The organism is Pseudarthrobacter sp. rb, assembly GCF_056389225.1.
On sequence record NZ_JBWJAR010000026.1, the window covers coordinates 1 to 18,030 of the forward strand.

An 18,030-nucleotide genomic window follows, 5' to 3' on the forward strand; every position below is an offset into this window, starting at 1 on the left:
ACAGGCCGGTACCGATCGCACCGCCGATCGCGATCATCTGGATCTGCCGCGGCTTGAGGTTCTTGTGGTAACCCTTGTCCTCCGCGTGCAGGGAGGTCTCGGACGCATGCGCGTGACCACCATCAATCAAGTGGTCTGGAAGGGGAGTATTTGTCATGGGGGTGTCCTTTGGGGGAGGTGGGGACTACTTGCTGAGGTTGGCCAGGCGTTCGGGGCTCAGGAGTTCCTGGAGCTGGGCGTCGGTGAGAAGTCCGTGTTCGAGGACGAGCTCGGCCACGCCCTTGCCGGTGGCAAGTGCTTCCTGCGCGATGGCGGTGGCAGTGGCGTAACCGAGGTGGGGATTCAATGCGGTGACCAGGCCGATGGACTGCTCCACGGTGCGGCGCAGGTGGTCGGTGTTGGCGGTGATTCCACGGATGCAGCGCGCCGTAAGGGTGCGGCAGGCTGCCTCGAGGTGGGAAATGCTCTTGTGGAGGCTGTGGACAATGATCGGTTCGAAGGCGTTGAGCTGCAGCTGTCCGGCCTCGGCGGCCATGGTGATGGTGACGTCGTTGCCGATCACCTCGTAGGCCACCTGGGAGACCACCTCCGGGATGACCGGGTTGATCTTGCCGGGCATGATGGAGGACCCGGACTGCACGGCCGGCAGGTTGATTTCGCCGAAGCCGGCACGCGGGCCGGAGGAGAGCAGGCGCAGGTCGTTGCAGATCTTGGACAGCTTGACGGCCACGCGCTTGAGCACGCCGGACAGGTGCACGAAGGCGCCCACGTCCTGGGTGGCTTCAATGAGGTCCACGGCGGTCACCAGCGGCAGCCCGGTAATCTCCGCCAGGTGCCGGCAGGCTGTTGCGGCGTAGCCGGCAGGGGCGTTCAGGCCCGTGCCGATGGCGGTGGCGCCGAGATTGATCTCGTGGATCAGCAGCTCGGCCTCCGCCAGGCGCAGCCGGTCCTCGCCGATGGTCACGGCGTAGCTGCCGAACTCCTGGCCGAGGGTCATGGGCACGGCGTCCTGGAGCTGGGTGCGGCCCATCTTCACCACGGTGCGGAATTCCAGGGCCTTGGCAGCGCAGGCGTCCTCGAGTTCTTCGAGTGCTGCCAGCAGTTCCCGGGCGGCGAAGATGGTGCCGAGCTTCACGGCCGTGGGGTACACGTCGTTGGTGGACTGGCTGAGGTTGACGTGGTCGTTGGGGTGCAGCCGCGCGTAGTCGCCCTTGGGGTGTCCCAGGATTTCCAGCGCCCGGTTGGCGATGACCTCGTTGGCGTTCATGTTCGACGACGTCCCGGCACCGCCTTGAACGACGTCCACCACGAACTGGTCGGCCAGCCGGCCGGCCATGACGTCCTGGCATGCCTGCTCGATGGCGTCGGCGCGTTCGGCGTCCAGCAGGCCAAGCTCGCGGTTGGTGCGGGCGGCGGCCAGTTTCACGGCGGCAAGCCCGCGGACCAGGTGCATGTTGGAGGACAGCTTCTGGCCGGTGATGGGAAAGTTCTCCACGGCGCGGAGCGTGTGAACGCCCCAGTAGGCGTGCACTGGCACGTCCCGGTCCCCGAGGAGGTCGTGCTCGGACCGGACCTGTGCGGGTGCGGCGGTTTCGATGGTTGTCATGGTGTCCTTACAGGGCTTCGTTGACGGGTGCGGACAGGTGATTCAGGAAGTCGGTGGCCAGCAGCCGGCCCACCTCGTGGCCGCCGCCCAGCACCGGGGCCGTGGCGATGCCGGCGAGCGGCTCCGTATCCACGCCCAGCGCCTCGAGCAGGCGGACGGTGGCGGGCATCCGGGCGCGGTCGCCGCCGTCGGAAATCTTGACGGCCACGGCGCTGCCGTCGGGCAGGCCTACCAGCTGCACGCCTTCAAAGCCGTCCTTGGCCACGGCACCGGGCAGCAGACGCATCAGCCCGGTGACGTCGCGGCCGTCGCCAGCCACCATTCCGGGGTGCTGCTGCATGGCGAGGCCGACGGCGGCTTCGGGGCTGCCGTCGTCGTCCGCGGCGGCCTGGGCGATCCGGCCGAAGGCGCGGGCCATGCCGCGCAGCGTGAGGGCGAACAAGGGAGTGCCGCAGCCGTCCGTGCTGACGGCGGCCGGCTCCTCGCCGGTGAGGTCGGTGACGGTCCGGGCCGCCAGCTGCTGCAGCGGGTGGGAGGGATCGAGGTAGCCCTGGACGGCCCATCCGTTGATCATGCAGGTGGCCACCATGGCGGCGTGCTTCCCGGAGCAGTTCTGGGTGATTTGGGTAGCGCTGCCGCCGCCGCGGAGCCAGTCTTCCCGCTCGGCCGTGCCGTAGGGCAGGTCGGTGCTGTTCTCCAAGTCCGTGGGGGCGAGCCCGTGCAGTTCGAGGATGCGCAGCGCGCCGTCGCGGTGCGCTGCCGCACCTGAATGGCTTGCCGCGGCCAGTGCCAGGAGGTCGGCGGGAAGTTCAAGGCCGGCGCGGACCATGGCCACTGCCTGGAGGGGCTTGAGCGCTGACCGGGGGTAGAACGGTGCCAGGTGGTCCCCTGCCGATGCCGCCACTGAGCCGTCAGCCGCGAGCGCAAGCGCGGAGCCGTAGTGGACACTCTCCACGAGGCCGTCACGGATGGCGGCGACCAGTGGGGTGTGCTGCGGCAGGGACAACCCCGCCGGGGCAGCAGTGTGGGCAGCAGAAAACACGGGGGATGGCATGGGGTCCTTGAAAGGTTGGTTGGATCTTGTTAGCTGTTGAGGATGGAGTCCAGGGCCACGCCCACGGCTTCCAGGTGGTGGGCCATGGCAGCGCGGGCCTCCTCCGCGGAACCGGTCTCGATGGCGGCAAGGATCTGCTGGTGTTCAATATCGGAGGCATGCTGGCGGTCCGCCACCATGTTCAGCGTCTCGGATTGATGCGCCAGCGCGTCCCGAATGTCAGCCACGACGCTTGCGAACACTTTGTTGCCGCTGGCACGGGCGATGGTGGCGTGGAAGCTGGAGTCCATGGCTACCCAGGATTCGGGATCCGTTTCGGTGGCCATGGCACCCATGATGTGGCGGAGGGTGTCCAGTTCCTCCTCCGTTCGACGCTCTGCGGCAAGTCCGGCGGCGGGAATTTCGATGTGGGGGCGGGCTTCGGTAAGGTCACGGGCGGAGTACTGGCCCAAGGTGAGGTCGTTGGCCACCTTGCTGGCAATGACAAAGGTGCCCTTGCCGGTCCGGGTTACCGTCAGGCCCAGGGCGGTGCAGGAGCGGAGGGCTTCCCGGATCACCGAGCGGCTTACTCCGTACTGCTGCGAAAGGGTGGCCTCCGAGCTGAGTTTGCTCCCCACCGGGATGCTGCCCGATTCGATGTCCTGGCGGATGGCGTTGAACACCGCCTCGGCAGCGCTCAGCCGGGCAAGGGGACGGAACGATGCAGGCTGTCCTGCTGTCCGGCTGTCTGACAGGTTCACGCCTTAAATATGGCACTGGTCACAGTTGCTGTCAAACCCTCCTATGAATTCGGGGCATTGTCCTGCCGCTGGTTGGCCTTGCGCCGCCGTTGCTGCCGCCGTCGTGAACGGACATGCCAGGCGATGAGTGCCGCCACTGCCACTAAGGCGATCACGACGGCGAGGTCCCGGCCCACTGCCTGGGCCACGGTCTCGTAGGAGTTGCCTGCGAGGAAGCCCAGCAGGACGAAGCCGACGCCCCAGGCCACGCCGCCCGCAGCGTTGTAGGCGATGAAGCGGCCGTAGGGCATCCGGGACGTGCCGGCCAGGGCGGGCATGACGGCGCGGAAGAAGGCGGTGAAGCGGCCCAGGAACACGGCGGACCCGCCTCTGCGCCGGAGGAAGTCCTGCGCGTTTTCCAGCCTGCCGGAGTGGCGGGCCAGCAGCCTTGTCTTCATGAGCCGGGCGCCCAGGTGCTTGCCCACCTCGTATCCCACGCTGTCGCCAATGACGGCCGCGGCCACCACCAAGGCCATCATGGTGCCCAGCTGCACTTCGCCCCGGCTGGCCACCACTCCGCCGAGGACGGCAGCGGTTTCGCCGGGGATGACGAAGCCTACGAACAAGGCGTCCTCCGCGAACACCAGGCAAAAGACGGCGATGTACGCCACGAGCGGGCTGACGTTCAGGAGTCCGTCAATGAAGCCCGTCATGGCAGTGGATCAGGCTCGGGGCGCCGGGACGGGGCCGAGCTTCGCCAGGAAGGGTATGCGGGCCAGCAGCGCCAGGCCGAACCGGTTCCACAAGCCCGTCAGGAACGCCGCACCGGTTGCTGCGGTGAGGAAGGACGCCGTGACATCTGTTGGATAGTGCACGCCGAGGTAGACGCGGGAGAATGCGACGGCAACCGCCACGACGATCCCGAGGATGGCCGCGGGCCGCTGCCACTTGGTGCCGCGGGCCAGCAGGAAGACGGCGATGGCCAGCGCGGAGGCCAGCGCCACATGTCCGCTCGGGAAGCTGTCCGTTCCCGGTTCGGGGATCAGCGGGTTGAACAGGGCGGTGGAGTCCGGCCGGTGCCTGGCCACGAGTACTTTGAACAGTTCGCTGCTGACCCAGCCGCCGGCCGCCACTAAGCCCGTGGCCACCGCATTCACGGGGCTGCGGCGTACCAGCAGCAGGTACAGGCACAGGGCGGCGATCATCAGCACGCCGCCTGCCGGGCTGAACACCACATTGATGAACATGGCCACACCCGTCAGCGGCGCCGTGTGATCATGGCTCAGCTCGGCATCCACGGACATATCTGCGGATGTCAGCGCGGGAATAAACCGCAGCGCCAGGCCGGCAGCCACGATCAGGACAGCCGCCGTGACCGGCACGGCAATCCAGTGCCGGAGCTGGGGGAGGGCCGCCATACGTACGGCCGCAGCCTCTGCTGGGGATGCCGCCTCGGGGGAACGGTTGGTGTGGGACGTCAAGGTTCAGCCTGGTTCTTTCGCCGGTCAGGGTACCTACGAGTATGCCCACGTGCTCCTGAAAAATCCCTGACAGTCCGGCTCTCGGTTCTCACCGAAGCGGTCCGCCATGGTCAGCAGGGCCTCCACGTTTTGCCGCCGGGCGCGTAGCAGCGCGGCCCGGTGTACTTGGTGGAGGGTGCAGGCGGAACGTACGTTTGCGGGGCTGGCGCAACGTATGGTGCCGGGTTTGGTGCTGGCACGGGCAGATTGCGTAGACGTTCTGCCTCAGCTGCCGCTTTCCGGGCTGCTTCATCGGCTTCAGCTTTTGCCGCAGCCGCGCCCGCAGCAGCCTCGTCTGCTGCCTTCTTCTCTGCCGCAGCCCGTTCCTCTGCTGCCTTGCGGTCGGCAGCCGCCCTTGCTTCAGCCGCCACACGCTCCTCCTCGGCTTTCTTCTCTGCCGCGGCCAAGGTGGCTTTCAGGGCCTTCGTATCTTCCGCCTTCGTTTCTGCGGCGGTAATTTTCTTATCCAGATTTGATACGTGCTTGGCCAACACGGCAGTTGAAAGCCCTGCCCACAGAAGGGCGCGCTCCGTTGCTTTGTCCCCGTTGAGGACCTTTCGCAGTGCCTTCGCCGTGGCCACCTTGGCTGCGAGTACGCCTGCGGCCGTACCCGCCGCGGCAGATGTTGTTGCTGGGGAAGCCGCGGTGGCGGTTTCCAGCCCCTTCGTTGTGTCAGCCAACTGAGCCGGAAGGGTACAGCCAATGCTCTCGGAGAAGAGCCCGGCCTTAGCCGCTCTGGCCTCTTCGTATGCGGCTGTTACAGGCGGGAGGAATTTTCTGTTGCCGCCGTACTCGACCGGGATCCCCAGTCCCTGCTGCGCAATTTTGGCATTGACCAGGGACCCGTCGGCTGTGAAGACTCCTGCGAGAGTCCTGCCGTACTTGTCGTGGCGCTCGGCGTCGAACTCGAGTCTGACCTGGGTTCCCTTCGGGAGCAGGCCCTCAAGGTACTTTGAGGCCTCCGGTCCGAGGCATTCGACGGGTTGGTTCGGATCCTTGGTTTCAGGGGTGTCAATATTCAGCAACCGAATGGTGTGATCGCCATTGTTGATGGAAACCACCACCGTATCCCCGTCGACCACGCGCACCACGGTGCCGGTGCCGGCGTTGGCAGCTGCACCCGCAGCGAATGACCCTGCGACCAGGCCAGTGGCCGCCAGCGATGCAATTATCAGTTTCTTCATGCCAAGTTCCCCCAGTTTCAGGAAACGAGGCCGATCGAATGCTCTACCTCGGAGAATCCTGAGTGTTTACTCCACTAATGCTGGAGATGGAGAAGCAAGGACTCATCAAGAGAGGCTCAAGGAACGCGCAGTTTTTTTGAGCGGCAGAGCGCGCTACAGGTGCTGGATGCCCGCCCGCTGCATCGCATCACGGTAGGTTTCGACGCTCTTGGCGAGAAGCTCTTCCTGCTTGGCCTCGGAAACAGCAAAGGCCCTGCCGCCGAGGGCGGAGGCCTTGTAAATTTTGATGCCGCTGTTCTTCAGCGATGAGTGATAGGTCTTCTCAAAGAGCGTCAGGAACGTGGACGCGTCCGTGCCGTGCGCGATGATGGCCGAAACACGGGAATTGATCTTCAGGAACTGGCGGAACGGGCGGAGCCCATCAGTCTTTTCCTGGACACTCAGCGCAGAGGGGCTGCCGCTCTCACGCACCCAGGGGTAGGCATTCCAGGGCATGACGTAGCGGGGGTCCAGCTCGGCCAGCTCATAGATCTGTGTGGCGCGTCGGGCAGCTTCGTCGTCGTTGTTGTGGGAGACAAATCCGGACTCGGTCCCTTTGCCGGGGCTGGCTTGGAGGCTGATGATCCTGCATTCGTCCTCGTCGTGGACGGGGTCGATATAGGGGACAGTGGAACCAGGCTTCTTTTCCATCAGCTCATCGCAAAGTTGGGTTACCTTCGCGATATTCGGTTCCTGTAGCAGGGCCTTTTTTTCGTCCCAATCAATCGTCACGATTTCTCCCTTGGCAGCGAGGCGTCCAGAATCAGGCGTCCTATGTCACTCTACGCTTCCCCGGGAAAGGGTGGGCACACCGAATTTCGCACTTCCCTTTCCGGGGCCGGGCAGCGGGCATGGGCTGGTTACTGCCGCCCACGCAGGTGTTGGTTTTGAAGTTCGTCGAACTGCTCGTCGGTGAGTTCGTCGAAGGCGCCTGCTTCCCTCTTGTCGCTGCGTGAGAAGCGGATGAACATGAGGATGATCAACGGCAGGTCCAGTACCTCGCAGATGAACCACAGTAAATTTCCCGCGAACTGCTGGTCCTGGAGCGCGTCCCGGAACCACCATTGAGGATTGGGAACGGACATCACGTGATCGAGCACCTGGCCGTTGAGGCTCAGCAGGATGCCGGGGACCGCGTCGATCAGCAACTCGATGAACACGAACATGAATTCAAGGGTCAGGTAGGCGCTGGAGCGCTGGAAGTCGGACTCTTCGATGATCGGCAGTGCCATCAGCATGCCCAGCAGCGGTACGCCAACCGTGAGGAGGGCGCCTGCCAGGGGGTCGGTCCGCAGCGTGAAGAAGGCCGGCGTGAGGAACGTGGAGAAGAGGGCCAGGCCCAGCAGGGGTGCGCCAAATGAATTGCTGACGAACCGTACGGGCCTGCTGGACAGGACCTTGTCCAAGCCTGCTGTGCCCTTGGCCGGCAGTGCTGCCCGCGCCAGGGTTAGGGGTTTGCCCAGGCCGATCAGCAGCGGGACGACAAAGAGCAGCAGGGATATTTCGATGGTGAAGGCCCACCGTTGCTGCCCCCCGTAAACCCCGGTGAACCCACACGTGAGGACAATGAATGAGCCCAGGCCAAGGACGTAAAACGCCACCGCCCGCCACACCGGCCATCCCCGGCCCCGGCGCGCGGCTGACCGCATTCCCCATCCGTACAGAACGCCGGCCACGGCGGCGAAAGCCGCGGCGGCCCAGTCGAACTGCCAGGAAGAAACAAGGATCTCAAGGGGTGGCACGCGCCAAGGCTAGCCGCCGTTCCTGAGAGCTGCATGACCGTGCGCTTCCTGCAGGTGGGGTTCCGGGGAGTGGTGGTGCTGTGGAGTGGTAGGTGTGGCCGGTTGGGGTGGTGGTTGCCACGGTGTGCCGCGGGCCGGGGATGGTTTGTGCGGTCCATCCTGGGGTTTCTTTGGTGTGGTTGCAGGCTTCGCAGAGGCCTTGGCCGTTTCCGGTGGTGGTGGGTCCGCGGTGGTGCCAGGCCGTGACATGGTCGTGGTGCCTGATCGGGGCGTCGCAGTAGGGGGTCCGGCAGGTGTCATCCCGGATCTGCAGGAAGCGTTTCAGCGCTGCCGGGAAGAGCCGGGCTGTGGAGTCCATCGCCACCAGCTCACCGGTGCCGGGGGCGGTGTAGAGCCGTCGGACCCAGAGGTTGAGGTCGTTGTCATCGGGAGCTGTGAGGGCGATGTTTCGTGCCTGTTCGGCGGGGATGGTGCCGTAGCCGGGCAGCCGTGCGGGTTCGGTGTCGGCATGGAGGAGGGTGCGGTCGGTCATGACGAGCTGGATCTGAACCCCGCTGATCCCGCCGGGGGTGCCGGTGACGCGTTCGACGAGGGTGTCCGCCATGACCTGCCCCCGGGACCGCTCATCACCGCCGCTTCGGGCGGTGTCGGCGTCCCGGCATAACGCGGCGTAGGCGGCGACGCCCTGGGCGGCGGGGAGCAGCGCGGTCAGGTAGGTCATGGCGTCCGGGGCCGGGCGCAGGCTCACGCACCGCTCGGCCACGGCCCGGCTGGCGCGCTTCGCGACCGAGGATGGGTCCCGCCGGTACGCGGCGGCGCGGACCGCGGCGATGATGGCGCGGTCTCCCAGGCCGTCCAGGGCTCCGGTGTCGGCGGCGAGTTCTTCATCCACCGCGGCCCGGTCCTGGGCCGACAGGCAGATGGTGCCCTTCACGATCAGGGTGGCCCGCCACTCATTCAAGAGGCCGGTCCGGAACGCCTCGAACGTGTGCGGCATGCCGGCCAACGTTTTGGCCAGGCCCAGCAGCCGGGAACCCCTCGCCGGTGATTCACGCCGGGCCAACGCGATCTGCGCCGCGACCCCGGCGCCCTGCCCGTCGGCCGGGACCCCGGCATCGGCCTGCTCCCGCCGCTGGGATAAATCAAACGCAACAGCGGTATCAGCCTGCCGGGCACCCGCCAGCGACTTCAGGTCCTCCAACCCACGAATCTGATCGATCATTTCCGCACCATCCGCAGGGACCGGAACGCGCGCGAGCAGGATCAGGACATCCCCTATGGACGGTGCGGCGGGCGGGTATGGCGTGGCACCAACAGCGGAAGGTTCGGCGCACCGCACCCCCTGTTGTACTGCCACCGATTCCAAAACCGCTTCCATGACCAAAGTCTTCCACCGGGGTGTGACAATCCCGGCCACCCAAAGTCCCTATGTGGAAAACGCAAACGCAGCAACGGCCCGGGCCATGCTGTTCAATGAATTATGCAGTTCACCAGGAAGGGCCTGAAGGTCGAAGGCTTCGCCGGATTCCGGCCCATCCGAAACCTCGAAACCATGAGGATTCCGCAGGGCACAGGCATCTTCGCCGTCGTTGCGCCGGAAGATTTCCAGGCGCGCTTTCTCACGAAAAGCACCGCCGGAGTCTTCAAGAAGAAGGACCCTTCCCTCCCCGAAGCCGTGTTGGCCACCGAATGGGTGGACGCCGCGGTCGTTCTCTACGTGGGAAAGGCCGGACCCGGAAGCAAGGGTAACCGGGGGCTTCGGCGCCAGATCCAGGAGTTCGTTGACTTTGGGCAAGGAAAGCCGCCCGGCCACTGGGACGGGCGGCTTATCTGGCAGCTCGCTGACGCGGGATCACTGGCCGTTGCGTGGAAGGAACTGCCGGCCGGCCAGCTGAGCGGCGCAGAAGCGGGTTACCACGCTGCCTTCGTGGAGGAATATGGCCGGTTGCCGTTCGCCAACCTGGTGCAGGCACGCACCAAGGCGGGTGCCTGACGCGGCAGCACGTCCGCTAGGCAGGGCCCCGCAACCGCTCCATCTCGCGGCGGTCCTTCTTGGTGGGCCGTCCGGCGCCCCGGTCGCGCTGCGGCAACCCAAGCGCCGGAAGGACGGGCCGCGGGGGAGTGTGGTCGGTGAAGCAGTGCGACGCAGCCTCGGCCCCCACGCGTTTGGCAATGAGCCGCCGCACCTCAAGGATGCGCTCGTAGCCTGGCATGCGGACCGTGACGGTATCACCGGTCACCAGCGTTGCCGAAGCCTTGGAGGGGTTGCCGTTCAGCCGGACATGCCCTGCGCGGCAGGCTGCAGTGGCGGCAGACCGGGTCTTGTAGGCGCGGACGGCCCACAGCCACGCATCGATACGGACACTGGCGGGAGCGGATGGGAGGCTGGTCATGATTGGCACCGAGTATAGCCCCGCAGGCGTCACCCCATGCCGCGCTTCATGCAAAACTGTGAAGACCCGCCAGGAAGAGAGCACCGTGGAGCCCCACAGCCCGTACCAGCACGACTATGTCCTTTCCCGGCAAGGTTCCATGCAGAAGCCGCCATTGCCGGGCTGGGCGCGGGCCTTCCGCACAACCCTGCTGGTCTTGGCCGGCATCCTGCTCCTGCTCCTGTTGCTTCTGCTGACGATGGCCACATCGAGGATCGGAGGCGATCTGTACCATGACAGCACTGTGGCCTTCCTGCAGGGGATCGTCTGGGTTGGGTTGGCACTTCCCGCTCTGGGCCTTCCCTACGTGATTGCCAGCATCGTCTACGGGGCCCTCTGGATGAGTACATTGCGCGGCAAGGGTTACCGCGGGTACCCGGCCACTTCGTGGATGCTTGTGGCCGGCCCCGCTGTTGTCGGGTTGTCCATCCTGGCCCTGGTGGTGCTCGTCATGCTGCCGGCAAGCATGTTGTGAAGACCGCCTTCATTCCACCGTCACGTTGACCCGCTGCACCACGTTGTTGCCCATTCCCTGGTAGTTCCAGTTCTGCTCCAGCGGCTGGGTGGCACCGGTAATGTCCGTGGCGCGGCAGGCCAGGACGTGTTCGCCCGGGTCCGCGACCCAGGGCAGGCTCCACCTCCGCCACGCGAAACCACCTGCAGGCTTATCCAGGTGGGCGTGCAGCCAGGTGCCGTCAATCCCCACCTCGACAGCGGTCACGGCACCTTCCCCGGACCATGCCCGGCCCTCCAGCATCACCGGGCCCGCGCGGAGGAAACGCCGCCGGGTGAAGAAGTCCGGGACCCCCGGCGGGACCATCAACGAACGCACCCTGATCCGCGAAACCGGGCTCCCGCCGTCGTCCGCGGAGCTCTGGTAGCGGTAGGCAACCTGTTGCTGGAACCCGGTGAACGGCGCCCTGGCCACCTCGATGGACTCCAGCCACTTGACGCTGGCCATCCCGTACCAGCCCGGGACCACCAGCCGCAATGGGTAACCATGCTGCGGCGGCAGAACGGCTCCGTTCATTTTGTAGGCAAGGACGACGTCGGGACGCAGGGCCTCGCGAATCGGCAGGCTGCGTGCGTAGCGCTGGGGGACGCCGCCCTGCACCCCGGCATCGGCCCCGGTGAACACCACCTCCGCCGCGTCCGGCAGCACACCGGCCTTGCCCAGGAGATAGGCAAGCGGCACACCGGTCCACTGTGCGGTCCCCACCGCCTCCAGGACCCAGGGTTGGCTGAGGGGCCGCGGCTCCAGGAGCGACCTGCCATTGCCCGCGCACTCAAGGGTGACGGGCACAGTGATGGCCGGGTCGCGGCGAAGCGCGGCCATGCTCAGCTCAAGGGCACGTTCCACCGCACCGCCGATCCGCAGGTGCCAGGAGGAAACGTCCAGGTCGGGAATGTCGAAGTGCGTGAGGACGTAATGGAGTCCGGGCGGCGTGACCTCGCGGCGCAGTGCCTCCAGCGGCATGGAATGGTTGCGGGCGGCGAGCTGCAGTTCCTCCTGGGTGAGCGGGCCGGAGGAAGGCTCTGCAGCCGGCGCCGGAGCGTGTGCCGGCTCCTGCCGGGTGGACTGTTGGTTGCTGGGATTCATGGCGGTGCGATTCTGCTCGGCGGACTAAAGGCCCCCCGCCACAGGTCTACGCCGGGCCAACCCGCCCGTCAATGAAATTAACCGGGCTACAGCACCGGCCGGGTCAGGAACTCGGCCAGGCTGATGGGGTCCTGCCCGGTCAGTCCATGCACATCCGGCGAAAGCCCTGCCATCTCGCCCGCCGCCATCGCCGTATAGGTGCTGACCCACGCGTCCAGCTGCCACTGCGGCGCGCCGTAGGAAGCCCGGGACGCGTAGGCTTCCTCCACCGTCTCCGGCTGGTAGCGCACCGTCCGCCCCGTGCCGGCGCTCAGCACCTCGGCGGCCTGCGCCATGCTCAGTTCCTCCGGGCCGGTCAGGTGGTAGGTCTTGCCCTTGTGGATGGCAGGATCCCGCAGCACGGCGTGGGCGCTGCGGGCAACGTCCTCCCGGGCTACCCCGGAGAAAACGCCATCCCCGGCAGGACCCCGGATCACGCCGTCGTCGCCGGTCATCAACGGCAGGAAGTCGAGGTAAAAGTTGTCGCGCAGGAAGGTGTACGCCATCCCGGACGCCTTGATCCGCTCCTCCGTGGCGTAGTGGTCCCTGGCCAGGGTGAAGGTGGCATCCGGTGCCGCCCCGTAGAAGGAGGTGTACACCACGTGCTCCACCCCGGCAGCCGCAGCAGCGTCCACGAATGCGTAGTGCTGCTGCAGCCGGTCTTCGGCCTCGGCGGCGGACACCATGAACAGGACTTTCGCGCCGTCCAGCGCCTGGCGGGAGGCGGCGCCGTCCCCGTAGGAACACACCACCGGATGCGCATCATCCAGCTGCGGGGCCCGTGCGGCGTCGCGCACCAGCAGGCGCTGGGCGAAACCGGACGCGGCAAGTTGCCGTGCCACCATTCCGCCCAGGCCTCCGGTGGATCCGGTGACAGCGAGGTCCGGCAGGTCCGGCAGTTCCGTCGGGGACGCCACTTAGGCTTCCCGGGTGGCCGGCGACTTGGTCTGTGCGGGGTCGCGTTCGGCGAGGCCACCGACGGCGTCGTCGATCCGCTTGAGGACCTCCGCCTCCAGCTTCACGCCGGCCGCGCCCACGCTGTCGGCAATCTGCTCGGGACGGGAGGCGCCCACGATGGCGGACGCCACGTTGGGGTTCTGCAGCACCCATGCCACAGCGAGCTGCGGCATGGTGAGCCCGGCTTCTTGGGCAATCGGCTTCAGTTCCTGCACGGCTGCCAGGACGTCGTCGCGCATCCACCGCTGGATCATTTTGGCGCCGCCCTTTTCATCCGTGGCGCGGCTGCCTTCGGGGGCGGGCTGGCCGGGCAAATACTTGCCGCTGAGGACACCCTGGGCCATGGGCGACCAGACAATCTGGGACACGCCCAGCTCTTCCGACGCCGGGACCACCTCGGCCTCGATCACGCGCCAGAGCATGGAGTACTGCGGCTGGTTGGAGATGAGCTGGAAGCCCAGTTCCCTGGACAGCCTGTGGCCCTCGCGGAGCTGTTCCGCGGTCCATTCACTCACGCCGATGTACAGCGCCTTGCCCTGCCGGACGATGTCCGCGAACGCCTGCATGGTTTCTTCCAGCGGTGTTTCGAAGTCGTAGCGGTGGGCCTGGTAGAGGTCCACGTAGTCGGTCTGCAGCCGGCGCAGCGAACCGTTGATGGATTCCATGATGTGCTTGCGGGACAGGCCAAGATCGTTCTTGCCCTTGGGGCCGGTGGGGCCAAAAACCTTGGTGAAGATCTCCAGGGACTCGCGGCGCTCATCCTTCAGGGCCTGGCCCAGGACGGTTTCCGCGGCTGTGTTGGCGTAGACGTCCGCCGTGTCGAAGGTGCTGATGCCGGCATCGAGGGCCGCGCGCACGCACTGGGTTGCGACGTCGTTTTCCACCTGGGAGCCGTGGGTCAGCCAGTTGCCGAACGTAATTTCCGAGACTTTGAAGCCGCTGTTTCCGAGGTATCTGAATTCCATGTGTTCACGCTAACCCACATGGTTGCCCGAGGTAAGGGCTTAGCCATTCTCCTTGGCCTGCTCCTTGAGCACCTGCTGCGGGCCGGCCAGGGAAACGAGGGACCCGGTGTCCAGCGGCGGCATCGGATGCAGCGGCTGGGGCTTCTTGAAGGACCGCGGCATCTCGTGCGGCGGCCGGTGGTTGTGCAGGGCGGATTCCACGAGCGGTGCTACCTCGGAGACCTTGTCCGCAGGCACGGCCGGATCCGGAAGATCCCGCACGGACAGTTTGATTTCCGGCGCAGCCGCGCGCGCCCTGGCCTGGGCGCGCTTGTCAGCCTCCGCCACGGCGGAGGCCCAGTCTTCGGCGAGAACCTGCGGTTCAGGGCGGGCTGCGGCAAGTTTCGGATGGCGTACGACGGCGGTGCGCAGCGAGTCTTTCAGGCGGTCCGGCTTCAGCGCGGCGGCACGTTCCCGGAACGTCATCCGGGGGTGCACCTGCTGGGCGGGTGTCCCGGCGAAACCGGCAGAATCCCGTTTGCCTGGCGCCCGCCCGAGCAGCGTCATCAGCACGACGGCCGTGAGGCGCCCCAAACCCGCGAGGACCAGGGTAATAACTCCGAGCAGGAAGAGGACCAGGAACATCAGGAGAGCCACGCCCATCGTGCCCAGGAAGGTCAGGTTGAGGACGAGAGTGTCCGGGTTCTCCACGTCTTCTCCTCTCTGGCCAACATCCACATCCTGGGCCTGCGTCCGGCGCACAGGGCCGGGCGCAAAGTTCCTTCTCCACCATACGGATTTTTGTCCGGCCGTGCCCGGGTGGGCAGGGCGCGGTGCCAGGTTGTAGCAAAGCTGTTACCCGATATGACAGCATCACCGGGTGACCGCATCAATAGATTCCGCAAACTGCATATGTCTGTCCGGAGATCCCTACGCGGCGTGCTGTGGCCGGTTCCATTCCGGCAGGGCGGAGGCCGCAACGGCGGAACAGCTGATGCGGTCCCGGTACAGCGCCTTTGCCTTGCTGGACGAGGCCTACCTGCTGCGCACACACCATCCGTCCACCGCGCCGGCAGCCCTGGACCTGGACCCTGCCATGGAATGGCGCCGCCTGGACATCGTGGCCACCGGCAACGGCGGCCCCTTCGACACGGAAGGGACCGTGGAATTCAAGGCGTTCTACCGGCACGGCAAGGAGCGCGGCGTCCTTCATGAGAACAGCCGGTTCGTCCGGGAGGGCGGACACTGGCTGTACGTGGACGGCGACATCCTCGCCTGACTACTCCTCGTCGTCGTAAAACTCGCTGTCCGGGGTGAACCCGGCACGGTCAACCTTCCGGTGGAACCGCATGCCCGCCAGGCCACCCAGCACCGCACCCACGAGGGCCACCACGGCAACGACGACCGCGGCGATGATGCTGGTGGTGGTGAGCTGTCCCTCATTGATCGGGATGCGCGGAAAGCTGTTCAGGTTGGCCAGGACGTTGAACTGCTGCCCCGCCACGAGTCCCAGCACGGCCACCACGATGGCCGCGATCAACGCCCACACCCACACCATGAGCCCCTGCTTGGCGCCGTTGAAGCGCGCCATCCGGCCTGCCACGTAGCCGCCGCAGTAATAGGAGAGGAACAGGATCACCAGCAGAACAATGATTCCCACCAGTCCAACGGTGCCGCTGTTCTGCGCCGCCTGGTTCACGGCCTGGTTGACGTCCGTGTTGCTGGCAAGGCCCACGGCGGTCCCGGCTGCTGCCACCAGTGCGGTCAGCAGGACGGCCATGCCGGTGGCGGTCAGCCAGCCAAAGAAGGCAGAGCCAACCTTGATGCCCCCGAACCGCTCCTTCTGGCGCGCCACGGCGGTTTCCCGGTTTGCCAGCGTTGGGTCCGCCACGGGCGCCACCACAGGTGTCGCCGTAGTCGGGGCGGGTTCATACGTCCGCTCCGCCGTCGGCGCCACGTAGTCCCGGTCCACGTCCCGGTCGCGGTCCCTTGGGCGAACCGGTGCCTGGTCCATCGAGCGCGTGGCGGCATCATCCGCGGCTGCTTCCCGGTGGCTTCCGCCCCGGGTGGTTTCATCCTCCCGGGCACGGCGGGGAGGCAGGTTCTCTGGGTCCGTTGAGCTGCTCATGGCTCAACTCAACCACCCGCCCCGGGTGATAGCAAGCGTGCTTACTATTTTGTGACCTGCGGTTTTACCGGTACTTCCGGTGAAGGTCCTCTTTGGCGGAAGGTCCCGGGGAAGCATCTGCGATCCAGGGACCGGTGCCTTCGGACTGGTCCAGGACCCCCACTTCCAGCCATTCATAATCGCCGGCGAGGACCTTGCGCGTCAGTGTTTGGTCGGCGTCGTCCGTGTTGCGCCACAGCTGGTCGAAGTATTCGTCCACGCGCACCCTCGCCTGCTCGCAATAAGCGTCGGCGAGCTCATAGGCGCCGGCGGCCTTGTCAGGGGAGGTCTTGAGGAGCATCTCGGCCCGGGAGCAGCACGCTGTCATGGCAAACAGTTCCGCGCCGATGTCCACGACGCGGCCCAGGAACGCCTGCTTGCGTTCGAGCTTGGCCTGCCACCGGCCCATGCCGTAGAAGGTTTGCCGCGCCAGCCGCCGCGACGAGCGTTCAACGAAGCGAAGGTGTCTGGCCAGCCTGCCGAACTCACCATACGAGCGGGGGTCCATGCCGGCCCCCGCCACCAGCTTGGGCAGCCACTTGGCGTAGAAGCCGGAAGCGCCGACGGCGGCCTTTGCCTTGTCGGCCAAGCTCGCATCCAGGGAGGCAAGATCGCCCGCGGCGGCAAGGTGCGCGTCCACGGCTTCCCGTGCAATCAGCAGCCGCATGATTTCGGAGGAACCTTCGAAGATCCTGTTGATGCGGAGGTCCCGCAGCTGTTGCTCCGCCGGCACTGCACGTTCCCCGCGGGCGGCCAGTGACTCGGCCGTTTCGAATCCCCGCCCGCCCCGGATCTGGACCAGCTCGTCGGCGATCCGGCAGCTGATCTCCGTGGCCCAAAGCTTTGCGAGCGCCGCTTCGATGCGGACGTCCTTCTGCCCGGCATCGGCAAGTTCGGCGGACAGTTCAAATACGGCGTCCAGGGCAAAGGCCGAGGCCGCGATGAAGGCAATTTTCTTGCCCACGGCCTCGTGTTCGCCCACGGGTCTGCCCCACTGGGTGCGTGCATTGGACCATTCCCGGGCGATTTTCAGGCTCCATCGCCCGGACGCCACGCACAGCGCGGGCAGCGCGAGGCGGCCGGTGTTGAGCGTGGTGAGCGCGATCTTCAGGCCCTGGCCCTCGCGGCCCAGCCGGTTGGCGGCGGGCACCCGGACCTGGTGGAAGCGGGTCACGCCGTTCTCGATGCCCCGCAGGCCCATGAACGCGTTGCGGTTCTCCACCGTGATGCCGGGAGAATCCATCTCCACCACGAAGGCGCTGATACCGCCCTTGTGCCTGGTGCCGTGCGCATCGGTATGCGCCGGGACCACCGCCATGACCACCACCAGTTCGGCGATTACGCCGTTGGTGGTCCAAAGTTTCACGCCGTCCAAAAGGTACGCGTCGCCGTCGTCCGTTGGCGTTGCCGTGCTGCCCAGGCGGGCAGGGTCGCTCCCGACGTCCGGTTCGGTGAGGAGGAAGGCCGTGATGGCGCCTGCGGCACACCGCGGCAGGTACTCGCGCTTCTGTTCGGGCGTGCCGAAGACTTTGACGGGCTCCGGCACGCCGATGGACTGGTGGGCGGAGATGAGGGCACCAAGGCTGGGGTGCACGCTGCCCAGCAGGGCGAGGGCCCGGCCGTAGTACACCAGGGAGAGGCCCAGCCCCCCGTACTCCTCCGGGATCTTCATCCCGAAGACACCCAGGTCCGCCAGGCCCTTGATGTACTCGTCCGGAATCTTCGCATCCCGTTCGATGACGCGGCCGGACATGGTTTTTGCGAACTCGGTGAGGCGGGACATGAACGCCTCGCCCCGGTCCACGGAGGCGGGGTCCGCGGCGGGCCACGGGTGGACCAGGTCCAGGTCGAAATTGCCCAGATAGAGGCCCTTGGCGAAGCTGGGGCGGTCCCAGCCTGTTTCCCGGGCGGCCTCGGCGACGGCCCGGGCATCTTCGGCGGTAGCACCGGCGCCGATGTTTCCGGCGGGGATGGGGGTTTCTTCAGCCGGGGCGTCTTTGGCCTGGCTGTCAGTTGCGGAGGTCATG

The 18,030-nt window shown here is 66.4% G+C and carries 19 protein-coding genes and 1 pseudogene; 3 read left to right on the forward strand and 17 right to left on the reverse strand.

The features are described 5' to 3' along the window. From ACWRN3_RS21215 to ACWRN3_RS21260, 10 genes and pseudogenes are all read right to left on the reverse strand, one after another. Positions 1-157, reverse strand: a pseudogene (locus tag ACWRN3_RS21215) (amino acid permease); the annotation flags it as partial. 27 nt (positions 158-184) lie between these two features. Beyond that, positions 185-1,606, reverse strand: coding sequence for an aspartate ammonia-lyase (locus ACWRN3_RS21220; RefSeq protein WP_255173662.1), 1,422 nt, complete (start codon positions 1,604-1,606; stop codon positions 185-187). Positions 1,607-1,613: 7 nt separating this feature from the next. Further along, on the reverse strand, positions 1,614-2,660 hold the full coding sequence (locus ACWRN3_RS21225; protein WP_476741831.1) for an asparaginase: 1,047 nt from the start codon (positions 2,658-2,660) through the stop codon (positions 1,614-1,616). A 29-nt stretch (positions 2,661-2,689) separates the two neighbouring features. Continuing rightward, positions 2,690-3,400: a FadR/GntR family transcriptional regulator gene (locus ACWRN3_RS21230; protein WP_255173660.1), complete on the reverse strand. Its 711-nt coding sequence runs from the start codon at positions 3,398-3,400 to the stop codon at positions 2,690-2,692. A gap of 41 nt (positions 3,401-3,441) precedes the next feature. After that, positions 3,442-4,092: a DedA family protein gene (locus ACWRN3_RS21235; protein ID WP_476741832.1), complete on the reverse strand. Its 651-nt coding sequence runs from the start codon at positions 4,090-4,092 to the stop codon at positions 3,442-3,444. Between the two features lie 9 nt (positions 4,093-4,101). Beyond that, on the reverse strand, positions 4,102-4,860 hold the full coding sequence (locus ACWRN3_RS21240; RefSeq protein WP_324643486.1) for a phosphatase PAP2 family protein: 759 nt from the start codon (positions 4,858-4,860) through the stop codon (positions 4,102-4,104). A gap of 110 nt (positions 4,861-4,970) precedes the next feature. Beyond that, a complete protein-coding gene (locus tag ACWRN3_RS21245; protein ID WP_476741833.1) occupies positions 4,971-6,083 on the reverse strand; it encodes a thermonuclease family protein in 1,113 nt (370 codons plus the stop codon). Positions 6,084-6,236: 153 nt separating this feature from the next. Continuing rightward, complete coding sequence (locus tag ACWRN3_RS21250; RefSeq protein WP_159629723.1) at positions 6,237-6,854, reverse strand: uracil-DNA glycosylase family protein; 618 nt, start codon at positions 6,852-6,854, stop codon at positions 6,237-6,239. A gap of 128 nt (positions 6,855-6,982) precedes the next feature. Beyond that, positions 6,983-7,864: a cytochrome c oxidase assembly protein gene (locus ACWRN3_RS21255; protein WP_476741834.1), complete on the reverse strand. Its 882-nt coding sequence runs from the start codon at positions 7,862-7,864 to the stop codon at positions 6,983-6,985. Continuing rightward, positions 7,851-9,086 (reverse strand): HNH endonuclease, encoded by a 1,236-nt coding sequence (locus ACWRN3_RS21260; protein ID WP_476741835.1) that lies wholly within the window; start codon positions 9,084-9,086, stop codon positions 7,851-7,853. Before ACWRN3_RS21260 ends, ACWRN3_RS21255 begins: the two co-directional genes overlap by 14 nt. A gap of 258 nt (positions 9,087-9,344) precedes the next feature. On the opposite strand from ACWRN3_RS21260, the gene ACWRN3_RS21265 reads away from it, so the two are divergent. Beyond that, complete coding sequence (locus ACWRN3_RS21265; RefSeq protein WP_476741836.1) at positions 9,345-9,857, forward strand: hypothetical protein; 513 nt, start codon at positions 9,345-9,347, stop codon at positions 9,855-9,857. Positions 9,858-9,873: 16 nt separating this feature from the next. On the opposite strand, the gene ACWRN3_RS21270 is transcribed toward ACWRN3_RS21265, so the two are convergent. Further along, positions 9,874-10,257: an RNA-binding S4 domain-containing protein gene (locus ACWRN3_RS21270; protein ID WP_142070227.1), complete on the reverse strand. Its 384-nt coding sequence runs from the start codon at positions 10,255-10,257 to the stop codon at positions 9,874-9,876. 85 nt (positions 10,258-10,342) lie between these two features. On the opposite strand from ACWRN3_RS21270, the gene ACWRN3_RS21275 reads away from it, so the two are divergent. Continuing rightward, a complete protein-coding gene (locus ACWRN3_RS21275; RefSeq protein WP_476741837.1) occupies positions 10,343-10,771 on the forward strand; it encodes a hypothetical protein in 429 nt (142 codons plus the stop codon). Positions 10,772-10,780: 9 nt separating this feature from the next. On the opposite strand, the gene ACWRN3_RS21280 is transcribed toward ACWRN3_RS21275, so the two are convergent. From ACWRN3_RS21280 to ACWRN3_RS21295, 4 genes are all read right to left on the reverse strand, one after another. After that, the gene (locus ACWRN3_RS21280; protein ID WP_476741838.1) at positions 10,781-11,896 is read right to left on the reverse strand and encodes a sulfite oxidase; all 1,116 of its coding nucleotides are present in this window, start codon (positions 11,894-11,896) and stop codon (positions 10,781-10,783) included. 86 nt (positions 11,897-11,982) lie between these two features. Beyond that, the gene (locus ACWRN3_RS21285) at positions 11,983-12,852 is read right to left on the reverse strand and encodes an SDR family oxidoreductase (RefSeq protein ID WP_476741839.1); all 870 of its coding nucleotides are present in this window, start codon (positions 12,850-12,852) and stop codon (positions 11,983-11,985) included. Then, the gene (locus ACWRN3_RS21290; RefSeq protein WP_255173651.1) at positions 12,853-13,857 is read right to left on the reverse strand and encodes an aldo/keto reductase family protein; all 1,005 of its coding nucleotides are present in this window, start codon (positions 13,855-13,857) and stop codon (positions 12,853-12,855) included. 39 nt (positions 13,858-13,896) lie between these two features. Continuing rightward, positions 13,897-14,547, reverse strand: a complete 651-nt coding sequence (locus tag ACWRN3_RS21295; RefSeq protein ID WP_476741840.1) for a hypothetical protein — start codon at positions 14,545-14,547, stop codon at positions 13,897-13,899. A 169-nt stretch (positions 14,548-14,716) separates the two neighbouring features. Here ACWRN3_RS21295 and ACWRN3_RS21300 point away from each other — a divergent pair, with 169 nt between their 5' ends. Further along, complete coding sequence (locus ACWRN3_RS21300; RefSeq protein ID WP_476741841.1) at positions 14,717-15,115, forward strand: YchJ family protein; 399 nt, start codon at positions 14,717-14,719, stop codon at positions 15,113-15,115. Here the strand turns inward: ACWRN3_RS21300 and ACWRN3_RS21305 are convergent, their stop codons facing one another. Next, entirely contained in the window at positions 15,116-15,964 is an 849-nt protein-coding gene (locus ACWRN3_RS21305; RefSeq protein WP_476741842.1) for a TIGR04086 family membrane protein, read from the reverse strand. Positions 15,965-16,028: 64 nt separating this feature from the next. Beyond that, positions 16,029-18,029: an acyl-CoA dehydrogenase family protein gene (locus tag ACWRN3_RS21310; RefSeq protein ID WP_476741843.1), complete on the reverse strand. Its 2,001-nt coding sequence runs from the start codon at positions 18,027-18,029 to the stop codon at positions 16,029-16,031. Position 18,030: the final 1 nt, after the last annotated feature.

Excerpts from the sequence above, each read along its gene's own strand:
- ACWRN3_RS21270 (WP_142070227.1), bottom strand. The coding sequence starts at position 10,257 with ATGACCAGCCTCCCATCCGCTCCCGCCAGTGTCCGTATCGATGCGTGG.
- ACWRN3_RS21305 (WP_476741842.1), bottom strand. The coding sequence starts at position 15,964 with ATGAGCAGCTCAACGGACCCAGAGAACCTGCCTCCCCGCCGTGCCCGG.
- ACWRN3_RS21280 (WP_476741838.1), bottom strand. The coding sequence starts at position 11,896 with ATGAATCCCAGCAACCAACAGTCCACCCGGCAGGAGCCGGCACACGCT.
- ACWRN3_RS21310 (WP_476741843.1), bottom strand. The coding sequence starts at position 18,029 with ATGACCTCCGCAACTGACAGCCAGGCCAAAGACGCCCCGGCTGAAGAA.
- ACWRN3_RS21265 (WP_476741836.1), top strand. The coding sequence starts at position 9,345 with ATGCAGTTCACCAGGAAGGGCCTGAAGGTCGAAGGCTTCGCCGGATTC.
- ACWRN3_RS21235 (WP_476741832.1), bottom strand. The coding sequence starts at position 4,092 with ATGACGGGCTTCATTGACGGACTCCTGAACGTCAGCCCGCTCGTGGCG.
- ACWRN3_RS21220 (WP_255173662.1), bottom strand. The coding sequence starts at position 1,606 with ATGACAACCATCGAAACCGCCGCACCCGCACAGGTCCGGTCCGAGCAC.
- ACWRN3_RS21260 (WP_476741835.1), bottom strand. The coding sequence starts at position 9,086 with ATGATCGATCAGATTCGTGGGTTGGAGGACCTGAAGTCGCTGGCGGGT.
- ACWRN3_RS21225 (WP_476741831.1), bottom strand. The coding sequence starts at position 2,660 with ATGCCATCCCCCGTGTTTTCTGCTGCCCACACTGCTGCCCCGGCGGGG.
- ACWRN3_RS21245 (WP_476741833.1), bottom strand. The coding sequence starts at position 6,083 with ATGAAGAAACTGATAATTGCATCGCTGGCGGCCACTGGCCTGGTCGCA.
- ACWRN3_RS21290 (WP_255173651.1), bottom strand. The coding sequence starts at position 13,857 with ATGGAATTCAGATACCTCGGAAACAGCGGCTTCAAAGTCTCGGAAATT.